The sequence below is a fragment of the Marseilla massiliensis genome (assembly GCF_016899855.1).
Lineage (GTDB): Bacteria > Bacteroidota > Bacteroidia > Bacteroidales > Bacteroidaceae > Prevotella.
In genome coordinates this window covers 47,414-59,610 of record NZ_JACJJG010000009.1, presented here as the reverse complement: position 1 = coordinate 59,610, position 12,197 = coordinate 47,414, and the positions used below count along the sequence as shown (strand labels likewise).

General features: G+C 53.3%; 11 protein-coding genes. 8 read left to right on the top strand and 3 right to left on the bottom strand.

Annotation, left to right across the window (positions count from 1 at the left end; translation table 11 throughout):
* The 8 genes from murG to H6A34_RS03625 all read left to right on the top strand — a co-directional run.
* Positions 1-1,007, top strand: a 1,007-nt coding sequence (gene murG, locus H6A34_RS03660; RefSeq protein WP_205103528.1) for an undecaprenyldiphospho-muramoylpentapeptide beta-N-acetylglucosaminyltransferase, incomplete at its 5' end; no start/stop codon positions are given.
* A 97-nt stretch (positions 1,008-1,104) separates the two neighbouring features.
* Positions 1,105-2,487, top strand: a complete 1,383-nt coding sequence (gene murC / locus H6A34_RS03655; RefSeq protein WP_205103526.1) for a UDP-N-acetylmuramate--L-alanine ligase — start codon at positions 1,105-1,107, stop codon at positions 2,485-2,487.
* On the top strand, positions 2,488-3,276 hold the full coding sequence (locus H6A34_RS03650; protein WP_021948792.1) for a cell division protein FtsQ/DivIB: 789 nt from the start codon (positions 2,488-2,490) through the stop codon (positions 3,274-3,276). It begins immediately after the preceding gene.
* Between the two features lie 39 nt (positions 3,277-3,315).
* Positions 3,316-4,770: a cell division protein FtsA gene (gene ftsA / locus H6A34_RS03645; RefSeq protein WP_021948793.1), complete on the top strand. Its 1,455-nt coding sequence runs from the start codon at positions 3,316-3,318 to the stop codon at positions 4,768-4,770.
* 44 nt (positions 4,771-4,814) lie between these two features.
* Positions 4,815-6,137 (top strand): cell division protein FtsZ, encoded by a 1,323-nt coding sequence (gene ftsZ / locus H6A34_RS03640; RefSeq protein ID WP_205103524.1) that lies wholly within the window; start codon positions 4,815-4,817, stop codon positions 6,135-6,137.
* Between the two features lie 179 nt (positions 6,138-6,316).
* A complete protein-coding gene (locus H6A34_RS03635) occupies positions 6,317-6,763 on the top strand; it encodes a GatB/YqeY domain-containing protein (RefSeq protein WP_205103522.1) in 447 nt (148 codons plus the stop codon).
* 92 nt (positions 6,764-6,855) lie between these two features.
* Complete coding sequence (locus tag H6A34_RS03630) at positions 6,856-7,122, top strand: hypothetical protein (protein ID WP_205103521.1); 267 nt, start codon at positions 6,856-6,858, stop codon at positions 7,120-7,122.
* Positions 7,123-7,569: 447 nt separating this feature from the next.
* On the top strand, positions 7,570-8,094 hold the full coding sequence (locus H6A34_RS03625) for a ferritin (RefSeq protein WP_021948797.1): 525 nt from the start codon (positions 7,570-7,572) through the stop codon (positions 8,092-8,094).
* 150 nt (positions 8,095-8,244) lie between these two features.
* Here the strand turns inward: H6A34_RS03625 and H6A34_RS03620 are convergent, their stop codons facing one another.
* The 3 genes from H6A34_RS03620 to H6A34_RS03610 all read right to left on the bottom strand — a co-directional run bounded on the left by H6A34_RS03620 (position 8,245) and on the right by H6A34_RS03610 (position 12,168).
* Entirely contained in the window at positions 8,245-9,945 is a 1,701-nt protein-coding gene (locus H6A34_RS03620; protein WP_205103520.1) for a phosphoethanolamine transferase family protein, read from the bottom strand.
* A gap of 94 nt (positions 9,946-10,039) precedes the next feature.
* On the bottom strand, positions 10,040-11,224 hold the full coding sequence (locus H6A34_RS03615) for a BamA/TamA family outer membrane protein (RefSeq protein ID WP_205103519.1): 1,185 nt from the start codon (positions 11,222-11,224) through the stop codon (positions 10,040-10,042).
* A 20-nt stretch (positions 11,225-11,244) separates the two neighbouring features.
* Positions 11,245-12,168: a PCMD domain-containing protein gene (locus H6A34_RS03610; RefSeq protein WP_420870806.1), complete on the bottom strand. Its 924-nt coding sequence runs from the start codon at positions 12,166-12,168 to the stop codon at positions 11,245-11,247.
* Between the last annotated feature and the right edge of the window lie 29 nt (positions 12,169-12,197).

Sequence of the window (12,197 nt, the reverse complement as noted above, 5' to 3'; positions counted from 1 at the left end):
ACATCCTTTTCGTGGGCGCTCTCGGGCGTATGGAGATGCAGCGCGTGCCCGACGCGGGCTACCGTATCATCGGCCTGCCCATCTGCGGCTTCGACCGGAAGAATATGTTGAAGAACGTAGCCGTGCTCTTCAAGATATGGAAAAGCCAGCGTATGGCCAAGAAGATAATACGCGACTTCAGGCCGATGGCTGCCGTCGGGGTGGGCGGTTACGCCAGTGGCCCCATGCTTAACGAGTGCGCCAAGAGGGGCATTCCATGCCTCATACAGGAGCAGAACTCGTATGCCGGCGTGACGAACAAGATACTCGCCAAGAAGGTTGACCGTATATGCGTGGCCTACGACGGCATGGAGCGCTTCTTCCCGGCCGACAAAATCGTAAAGACGGGCAACCCCGTGCGCCAGGCTTTGCTCGACACGAAGATGACGAAGGCCGAGGCCCTGCGCGCGTTCGGCCTCGACGAGAACAAGAAGACGATACTTATCGTTGGCGGAAGCCTCGGCGCAAGGACCGTGAACGAGAGCGTAATGCAGCACCTCGACCTGGTTAAGTCGTCGGGAGTGCAGTTCATCTGGCAGACGGGCAAGTACTATAACGCCTCGATTAACGAGCGGCTGAAGGACCGCACGGACCTGCCCATGCTCAAGGTGATGGACTTCATCAGCGACATGGGCGCCGCGTACAAGGCCGCCGACCTGGTGATCAGCCGCGCCGGAGCCAGCAGCATATCAGAGTTTTGCCTCATAGGCAAGCCCGTAATCCTCGTTCCGTCGCCCAATGTTGCCGAAGACCACCAGACGAAGAACGCCATGGCGCTGGTAGACAAGGGCGCCGCGCTGTACGTTAAGGACGCCGACGCGCCAGCGCAGGTCGTGGAGCTGGCCGTCGAGACGGTGAAGGACAACGAGCGCCTGGCCGCCCTCAGTGGTAACATAAAGAAGCTGGCGCTGCCCGACTCGGCCGACACGATAGCCGACGAGGTGGTAAAACTGGCGAGGAAAAATTAAGAATTAAGATTTAAGAGTTAAGAAAATCACTCTTGCCGGTCAATATCAGGCCTATTAGTCTTATAAGGCTTATCAGGCCGTGAAGAATAACTGGAATATGGAATTAAACGACATAAAAGCTGTATACTTTATAGGTGCGGGCGGCATTGGCATGAGTGCCATCGCCCGTTACTTCCTACATAGGGGAGTGGTGGTTGCCGGTTATGACAAGACTCCGTCCGCGCTGACCGAGCAACTCGAGAAAGAGGGTATGTTGATACACTACGAGGAGAACGTTGACGAAATCCCCCACGCGTGCCGCAACAGGGAATCTACGCTCGTGGTATACACCCCTGCCATCCCCGCCGAGCACAAGGAGCTGGCGCTTTATCGTGAAAAGGGCTTCGATGTGGAGAAGAGGGCGCAGGTGCTGGGCATGCTGACGCGTGCGCATAAGGGACTATGCGTGGCCGGAACGCACGGCAAGACCACCACGTCTACCATGTGTGCGCACATAATGCACCAGAGCCACGTTGACTGCAACGCCTTCCTTGGCGGCATATCGAAGAACTACGCCTCGAACTACATCCTCAGCAAGGAGAGCGATTTCGTGGTGATTGAGGCCGACGAGTTCGACCGCTCGTTCCACTGGCTGCGCCCGTGGATGAGCGTCATCACGTCAACCGACCCCGACCATCTTGACATTTACGGCACGAAAGAGGCTTATCTGGAGAGCTTCACCAAGTACTCCTCGCTGATACAGCCAGGCGGCGCGCTCATTATCCACACCGGACTGGAGATGCACCCGGCCGTACAGGACGGCGTAAAGACGTACACGTACAGCCGTGACGGTGGCGACTTCCATGCCGAAAACGTGGTGATTGAGAACGGCGAGATAACCTTCGACTTCGTTTCTCCCGTTGAGACCGTGCCCGGAATACACCTCGGACAGCCCGTACCGATCAACATAGAGAACGCCGTGGCCGCCATGGCGATGGCCCAACTCAACGGTTGCACGGCTGAAGAATTGAAGTACGGCATGAGGACTTACCGGGGAGTTGAGCGCCGGTTTGACTTCAAGATCAAGACCGACCGCCTCGTGTTCCTCAGCGATTACGCGCACCATCCGAAGGAGATACGCCAGAGCGCCATGAGCATTCGCGAGCTTTACAAGGACAAGAAAATCACGGCCATATTCCAGCCACACCTCTACAGCCGCACGCGCGACTTCTACAAGGACTTTGCCGAGAGCCTGAGCCTGCTCGACGAGGTGCTGCTCTGTGATATATATCCTGCCCGTGAGGAGCCTATACCAGGAGTTACGTCACGGCTTATATACGACAATCTTGCCCCGGGAGTGGCCAAGGTCATGCTCCATAAGGAGGATGTGCCTGAGTACGTAAGGGAGCATGACTTCGAGGTTCTCATTGTCCTGGGCGCCGGCGACCTTGACAATTACGTTCCGCAAATAGAAAAAATACTGTTAAGCAAGTACGAATAAATGAAATATAAGCTCAAAAGAGCGTTGACAGTCGTCCTCTGCGTGGCCCTCGCAGTTTACGTATTGTTGGCAATGACGTCATTCAACAATCCTAAGGATACCTATCCTTTATGTACCAAGGTGGTGATAAACATTGAGGACGAGAGTACCAACGGATTTCTCAGCGCGGCCGAGATAAAGCGTATCCTGGAGAAAAACAGGCTGTATCCGTTCAAAAAGCGCATGGCGGATGTCAATCCGCGTGACATCGAGGACAAGCTGAAGGACAGCCCTTTCGTGAAGACCGCCCAGTGTTATAAGACCAAGGACGGCTGCGTGGAGATAATGATAACCCAGCGGTTGCCCATAGTACGTGTGAAGAACAGTGCCGGCGACGACTATTATCTTGACGACCATGGAGGCATAATGCCTAACTCCAATTATACGTCAGACCTTATAATTGCCACCGGGTACATATCCAAATGGTACGCAAGGAGCTATCTTGCCAACCTCGCCATCGAGATAATGAAGGACGAGTTCTGGCGTAATCAAATCGTACAAATCAACATCCTGCCCGACCTTGGCGTCGAGCTGGTGCCTCGGGTGGGCGAACATATAGTGTATCTGGGCACGCTTCCGCAGACAAAGTACATCAACCGGCGCAAAAGATTGACCGCCGAATTCGTTGAAACGAAGCTCGACCGCCTTGCCAAGTTCTACAAATACGGGCTCAGCAAGGCCGGATGGAACAAGTATTCGTACATCGACCTTGAGTTCGACAACCAGATAATATGCAAAAAGAAGAAATAGACAGAGCAACAAAGAAATAAGAAAATAAATATAAAACGTATGGCAGCAAAGGACTTTATCGTAGCAATAGAGCTCGGTTCGTCGAAAGTGACGGGCATAGCGGGCAAGAAAAACCTCGACGGAAGCATATCCGTGCTTGCCGTGGTCAAGGAGGACTCGTCATCGTTTATCCGCAAGGGAATCGTTTACAACATAAACCAGACGGTGCAGTGCATTGCCAACATCGTCAAGAAATTGTCGTCGTCGCTCAAGTCGGAGATAGCCCAAGTGTACGTCGGAGTGGGCGGGCAGTCAATCCGCAGCGTCAAGAACGTAATAGTGAAAGACCTTCCCAACGACACAATAGTATCACAGGATATGGTCAACGAGCTGATGGACATCAACCGAAACATGTCTTACCAGGACCAGGAAATACTCGACGCGGCCACTCAGGAGTACAAAGTGGACAACCAGTTCCAGCTTGACCCCGTCGGCATTCAGTGCGGCCGGCTTGAAGGAAACTTCCTTAACATCCTTTGGCGCAAGACGTTCTACCGTAATCTAAACAAGTGTTTCGACACAGCCGAGGTAGCTATCGCCGAAATGTATCTGGCTCCGTTGGCGTTGGCCGACTGCGTATTGTCCGACGCCGAGAGGCGTTCGGGCTGTGTCTTGGTCGACCTTGGCGCCGACACTACTACCGTATCTGTCTATTACAAGAACATTTTGCGCCACCTGGCGGTCATCCCTCTCGGAGGCAACAACATCACCAAGGACATCGCTTCGTTGCAGATGGACGAGCCGACGGCCGAGAAGATGAAGCTGAAATACGGCTGCGCGTACACCGACAACAACGATATTGACAACTCATTAATGCTCCCCATCGACGCCGAACGCAGCGTGGAGAGCCGCAAGTTCATAGAGATTGTAGAGGGAAGATTGCAGGAAATAATCGAGAATGTGTGGTACCAGGTACCTTCGGAGTATGCCGACCGTCTGCTCGGCGGTATCATCCTGACCGGCGGCGGAGCCAACATGAAGGACATAGACAAGGCATTCCGCAACCATACGCACATTGAGAAGATACGTATCGCGAAGTTCGTGAACCAGACCATCACGTCCAACAATCCCGACATTACAGCCCACAACGGCATGATGAACACCGTGCTGGGACTGCTTGTCAAGGGTGACATGAACTGCGCCGGCGAGGAAACGCCCGAGAACGTAGACCTGTTCAGCGGCGAGAAGACGGCCAAGGCAGGTCCGAAAACGGCTGACCTGCACCAGAATCCGCGCACTCCGGGCGAGATGAGTCCCGGCGTTGTGCAGACCGAAGCCGAGAAGATAAAGGCCGAGGAGCAGCGCCGCAAGGCTGCCGAAGAGGCTGCCAAGCGTGAGGCTGAGGAGGCAGCGCGCCTTGAGGAGGAGCAGAAGAAGGAGCGTAAGAGCATGAAGAACCGCATGGCACGCTTCAAGAACTGGGTTGACAAGTTCATTAAGGAGCCCGACGAATAGGCCTTCTTCACCTTATATTATTAACGAATAAAACACGACAAGATATGAACGAAAGACGTAGTATCGTCGATTTCGGCGAACCTGAAAAGGAGAAAAGCATAATAAAGGTCATCGGTGTAGGTGGCGGCGGCGGCAACGCAGTGAACCACATGTACCGTGAGGGCATACACGACGTGTCGTTCGTGCTGTGCAATACCGACGCCCAGGCCCTCAACGACTCGCCTGTGCCCGTCCATTTGCAGCTCGGCAACGAGGGGCTCGGCGCCGGCAACAAGCCCGAGAAGGCGCGTGAGGCTGCCGAGGAAAGCATTGAGGACGTGCGTAACATGCTCAGCGACGGCACCAAGATGGCTTTCATCACCGCCGGAATGGGTGGCGGAACGGGTACGGGAGCCGCTCCCGTGATAGCCCGTGTGTCAAAAGAATTAGGCATACTTACCGTAGGAATAGTAACGATTCCCTTCCGTTTCGAGGGGGAGAAGAAGATTGACCAGGCTCTCGACGGTGTAGAAGAGATGTCTAAGCACGTCGACGCCCTGCTTGTTATCAACAACGAGCGCCTGCGCGAGATATATCCGGAGTTGTCAATCCTCGACGCTTTCGGCAAGGCCGACGACACGCTGAGCGTTGCAGCCAAGAGTATTGCCGAGATAATAACCGTCCACGGACTTATCAACCTTGACTTCAACGACGTCAAGACCGTGCTGAAAGACGGCGGCGTAGCCATCATGAGCACCGGCTACGGCGAGGGTGAAGGCCGCGTCAAGAAGGCTATCGACGACGCCCTGAACTCGCCCCTGCTCAATGATAACGACATATTCAACTCGAAGAAAATCCTGCTCAGCATATCCTTCAGCGGCGAGAAGGGCAACAACAAGGGCAGCCTGATGATGGAAGAGATGAACGACGTGAACGACTTTATGGCAAAGTTCGACACTAAGTTTGAAATCAAGTGGGGACTTGCCACCGACCCCGAGCTGGGCGACAAGATAAAGGTTACCATCCTTGCCACGGGCTTCGGCATAGAGGACGTTGACGGAATGAACAGCCACATCAAGAAACACACGCAGGAGGAGAACGAGCGTCGCGCCGAGGAAGAGGAGAAGGCGGCCGAGCGCCGTGCACGCCGTGAACGCATATACGGCGGCGACGGCAAGACGTCGAAGTACAAACGCCGTCCCCACATATACATCTTCCGCCAGGAAGACCTTGACAATGACGACGTGATTTCGTCCGTAGAGTCAACCCCTACGTACAAACGTACGCGCCAGGAGCTTGAAGAAATCAAGAATCAGGCCATGGGCAACGTCAAGAAACCTGAGCCCGAGGACAGCAACACCGTACAGGGAACGATAAAGTTTGCTTAAGATAATTAAGAATTAAGAGTTAAGAATTAAGAGAAAATTCCTCTTCCGGCAAGATGGCGTTGCCTTAATTAGCTTAATGCTTCGTTTGCTTTTGATTTTTAACTCTTAATTCTTCACTCTTAATTCTTAATTCCACAAGTCATATTTTCTTAATTCTTAACTCTTAATTCTTAATTAAAATGCTTTTTGAACAAGTAAGTAACGATATCAAGGAGGCCATGAAGGCCCGTGACAAGGTACGTCTTGAGACCTTGCGCAACATAAAGAAAGTATTTATAGAGGCAAAAACGGCGCCCGGAGCTAACGACACTCTCGACGACGCAACGGCCCTGAAGCTGCTCTCTAAGCTGGCAAAGCAGGGCAAGGAGTCGGCCGCCACGTTCACGGCACAAAACCGACAGGACCTTGCCGACGCAGAACTGGCGCAGGTGGCGGTAATCGAGGAGTACCTGCCCAAGCCCCTGACAGAAGCCGAAATAGAGGCCGCCGTTAAGGATATAATCGCCCAGACCGGCGCCCAGGGCATGAAAGACATGGGCCGCGTGATGGGAATGGCCTCAAAGCAGATGGCTGGCCGTGCCGACGGCAGCGTGATTTCTGCCATCGTGAAGCGCCTTCTGGCCTGACATTCACTGCCGCATAACGGTTTGTCCACAGCCGTTATGCGGCATTATTTTATTCGTAACGTTAAGCCGAAACACGCAAAACGGCATTTGATATGGACAGAAAAGAGATTTACGATTGGGCTCAAATCGTTCAATCTGTCATTCTTATATTCAATATGGTGGTGATAATCATTGCCAAAGAGAATGATGTCCTAGTTTTATCTTCATTTATTTTGTTGTTTCTTGTAAGTCTTGTCGCTATCTGTATGGTTGCCAAATGGAAGTTAGGATGGCGTAATTATGAGGCCGTATTTGATGTCATTTGGCTTATCTGGGGCGTTATAGGCATGACGTTTTATATCTGTCCGGAAATCTATTGAATGCCGGTTTCACCGGCTCGGATGGCTGCTTGTTTTCTAATTGACCGTCTTTTGGCTTCCAAAAGGCCATCAATCGCAGGCTAAAAGGCCGTGTTTTAGCGTCCAAAAGACGGCCTTTTATAACGTATTGAGTATCAAGTGAATACGCCGCAGGTCATAAACGGCTTTATCGGAGCCGTGATGTCGGGTATCGGTTGGCCTTTTAGTAGGGTGGCCAGCGGGGCCGACGTTATGGCCGGCGGTGTAGTTTTTACAGGCTGAGGGCATGGCCCGCGAGTGCTAATAAATGATAATTATCGGGGGCGTGGGTATCGGCGTGGCGATATTTTCATTATTTTTGCAGTGTCGGCAAGTGCTGACACGGGGCTGAAAAAACGTCAGTCTCAGGGCGTTGGCACTGTTTTTGCTCCCCGTTTTGCAGAATATCAACTTTAAAAATATACTGTTATGTTAAACAAGAAGATTGAAGAGGCTCTCAACGAGCAGATTAACGCCGAGATGTGGTCGGCCTACTTGTATCTTTCAATGGCTGCTTACTGCCACTCTGCGGGCCAGCCCGGTATGGCAAACTGGTTTGAAGTACAGTTCCAGGAGGAGCAAGACCACGCCAAGATACTGTTCAACTACGTCAACTCACGCAACGGCCGAGTTACGCTGAGGCCTATCGCCGAGGTTCCGACAGAGTGGGACGGCATACTCGACGTGTTCGAGAGCACGCTCAAGCACGAGCAGAAGGTTACTTCGATGATTAACGACCTGTACGCGCTGACGCACGACAAGAACGACTTTGCAACGCAAAGCATGCTGAAGTGGTTTATCGACGAGCAGGTGGAAGAGGAAGAGAACGCCCAGACTATCATCGATAACATCAAGATGATAAAGGACAACGGCTACGGCATTTACATGCTCGACAAGGAGCTTGGAGCACGTACCTATACGCAGGCTGCACCCCTGAGCGGCTCGGCTGAGTAGAATTTAATTAAGAATCAAAAGCTGGGGAATTAAGAATTAAGAGTTAAGAATTAAGAAAGATACTTTTGCTGCAATCTTTGGCAAAGCATATTTTCTTAATTCTTAACTCTTAATTCTTAATTCCCCGGCCCTTGATTTTTAATTTATATCTTATAAGTTTATTCCTTTTTCCTTGAACATCTCAAAGTCTTTTTCGCTTCTCAGCAGGCCGGTTACGGGCACGGCACGGTTGTGGTCGTTAAGATAAACGTATGGCCTGACGGTAAACAGGGAGCTGGCTGCCGAGAGGCTGTCGTTGCGCAGGGGCGTGTCTATGCCGGCGATGGTCAGCATTGTGTGGAACGCCGAGGCGCTCGTGGCTATTCGTTTGGTGCGGTTGGCCGTGAGACTGGCCGTTACCGTAGCGTATCTTTGCCTGTATCCGTCTGACGTCCAGACTATTAGCGGTACGTGAAGTTCGTAATACGAGGGCACGGGCGAGGCGTGCAGGAACAGGCGGCGGCTGTCGTCGAAGATGTTTTCGCCGTGGTCTGACGTGTAGAGCAGAGCCGACACGGCGCCCGTACCGCGCAGTTCTGATATAATCGAGGCCAGCAGGCGGTCGGTGTAACGTATCGTGTTGTCGTACGCATTGACGAGCGACGCCCTGTTCTTTGCCTTCGCCTCTGTTGCGTCATCCGGCGTAAAGGCTGCCGCTTGGCGCGGATAACGCTCGCGGTAGTTGAAGTGCGAGCCGTACGTATGCAGCACAATCAGCTCCTTGCGGCGCCCTTCGGCCAGCACTTTCCTTATCTCGGGCAGCATTGCTTCGTCTCCCTGTGACGGGTCGTAGCCCTTTCTTTCCTTGAGAAATACCCACTGGTCGGCCTCTTCGCCGAAGAAGTCGATGAACGAGTGGTTAGGTAACTGGTTGGATATGAACACCGTATGGAAGCCCGCTTCCTTGAACGCGGTGATTATTCCCTTCTCTTTGTATATGCGGTCATAGTCCTCAGCCGAGGCCGCCGACAGCAACATGGGTACGCTCTTGTGGGTAGTGTTCGACTGTGTCACGGCTTTCGGGAATGCGATTACTCCCTCTTCGTGCGCCAGCATGGGCGTAGTCTCGCGGCCGTAGCCGTACAGACTGAAGCTGCATGCACGCGCGGTCTCGCCTATTACGTAGACGTACACCTCGCGGTCGGCAGCCGGATGGGTGGCCTTGGCGTTGAAAGTGAAGTCTGCCGAGGTATCTGCGTAGCTGTTGGTGGCGCATGTCCGCTCAACCGCCAGCCCTAAGTTGTAGAACACGTTGACGGGATACAGGTGCAGTTCGGCACGATAATCCTTGTCGCTTGCGTACGTTACGCCCAGGCATACGGCGCCCGCGGCAATGCCTACGGCGGCGTAGCGGCGCTGGCGCAGCATGAAGTCGCACGGCAGGCGGTCTTTCCTGCGGATGGAAACGACGGCAAAAACAAGTACCGGAATATAGACAACCACAACGCCGATTACCGCCGGAATGAGGTTGTCAAGGAGTTCGAGAGCCTCTCCAGGGTTGGTTGTCACGAGGTTGAGGAACATGTCAACGGCTATTATAGAGTGCCCGAAGAGGTACAGCAGCACAAGCTGGAAGGCGGCGAAGAAGATGAGCAGGAAGAGTATCCACGTCATCTTGCCCGGACAACGGTTGAGGGTCATCAGCAGCCAGACGGCCGCCACGGGCAGCACTACGTTGGTAACGCATGCCATCAGGCCCATTCTCTCGGTGAGGCAAAGCGCCACATTGGGCAGGGCAAGCACCAATATGGTTATAAAAAAGAGGCTGCGTGCTGACACGCAGGCCTTCAGTATGTCCTTGCAGGGTTTCATTTTATTGGTTGATTACAGTTTGTCTGATGGTTGATAAGCGGCAGCCTGGGACGCCGTTGGCTATATGACGGCCTGCAACAGGCGCCTTTCCGGCTTAGAAAGCCTCGTTGATGTTGAACACGAAGCCCTGTATCCCACTTTTGCCGAAGCCGTAGTCGAGGCGTATGTTGCCGTTTTTCTTGAACTCCCAGCGGTATCCTATGCCCCAGTTCGGCAGCAAACGGTCTGTGTGGATCGAGCTGAACTTGTCGAAAACCGTGCCGACTCCCACCCAGGCTACTACTCCGTTGCGTCGCCAGATGTGCTGGCGCAGCTCTACCTGGGCCTCAAGTTTGTGCTTGTCGCGGTACCTCCCCTTATAGTATCCGCGCATTGTCGACGAGTTGCCAAGCAGCGACATCATTGCCCATGACGGGTTGCCGAAGTTCAGTGTGCCCCGAAGGTCGCCTCCGATTACGGCTCCTTTCCATAGCCTGCCGTACGTGTTGAACCTGAAGTCGGTAGTTATGTAGTCGTATCCGTTGCTAAGAAACTTCGGCCTGAACAGCTGTGTTACCGTGGCGTAGATACCTTTTGTCGGGCGTGTCATGATGTCGCGCGAATCGTATGCCAGCGTGACGCCTATTCCGATGTTCCATACGAGCGGGTCCATGCCTGCCAACAGTTCGGGACGGTCTATCTCCATGGCGTAGGCATAGTCGTAAGTCAGCGTGGGGCCGATGTAAATGTTGCGTGCCACTTGCCACAGGAAGTTGGCCTTTGCGTCTATTTTCCAGCGGGTCATCTCGCTCTCGTTGGAGTCTTCGTTACCCATTTCATAACCTATTCCCCAGAATTTCTCCTTGAAATAGTTGGCCGATACTTCGTATTCTATGCGCCCCTTGCCGTATGGGAACATGTGTGTGCCGAATATGCCGACCGTGTATGAGCTTTTGGTCGTGACGTCTCCGAAGATGGAAACGTTGGACGGTTGCGACAGCGAGTCGCGCCGGTCTTGACGGTAAAGGCCCATGCCGATTATGCCAAGTCCGAATCCCGTGTCCGAGCTGAAGTGCGGTCCGGGCAGCACGCTGAAGTCGAACTTCTTGTGTTTCTTGTTCTTGTTGGTGTTGTTGAGATAGTCGAGCACCCAGTTTATGAGTCCTTTTTTCTTTTTTACCGTGTCAGGCTGTTGCTCTGTAGTTATGGTTGCCGTGTCTTGTCGTTCGCCAACGGGCGTGACGGCTCCTGCCTTGGCCGTGCAAAGCATGAGTAAGGCGGCGAGTAGCAGTCTTGTCATTATATGTTGTTTTGTTACTATCAGTAAACCAATCTTACGTTGTCAATCCAGAAAGTGTTGCCCGGCGAGCCTATGTATGCTCCGCCGTGGCTTGACGAGAACTGTAGGAGCAGGTGCGTGGGCTTCTCGTTAGCGGCGGCCCATCCCGTCTCTTTTACGGGTACGCTCTTGCCTTTGCTGTTGCGGGCGTAGTCGGTCGAGCGTAGTCCCATCGTCGCGGCGTCATAGTGGGGGTTGTTGCGTATGTCGCCATACATTATTTCGTACGTGGCGTCGTTTACCCATCCGTTGGTGCTTTGGCCGTATTTCACCACCACGGTGCCCACCCGTTTGGCTGTGATGTTGCCGTTCTTGTCCTCCGTCCGTTTCTGAAGGTATAGCACTGTTATGGCGTAGTCCTTGCCGGCTATGGTCTTCTTGCTGCTGAATCCGGTCTGTTTCACGCGTGTGGGCGAGCCGGTTGTCTTTACCTTGTAGTCATATCTCAGGGCTTTTGGGTGTCCGCTGAACGGTATTCCGTTGTTCATCGCCTTTGGCCCGTCCTTTGTTCCGGTTATGGGCTCGCGCATGTCGCCCAGGAATATTGAGCCGGCTGCGAGCACGTGCATGTTCATGAGCCCCATCACTTTTACGCTTTCGATGTGCGTTACGAGCTTGGCGCAGTATCCGTTGCCGTGCTTGTCGCGGTAAACCGAGTTGTTGGTCTTTACCACGCCCATTACCTTTGCCATCACGTTGGACGTGCCCCATGGCGAGCCTCCGCCGTTTACGTATGGCTTGTTGCCGTCTATCGTGCGGTTGGGGCCTATCTCGTACAATGTCTTGGTGTTGCCGCCTATGATTCCGGATTCATGGATTTTGCGTATTGTCCATCTGTCCATGTTGCCGTATGAGATGTACACTTCCTTCTCCGTGGCGGCCGCGCCCATCGGCATTAGCGTCATTATGAGCGCCGTTATGATGTTGCAGGCAT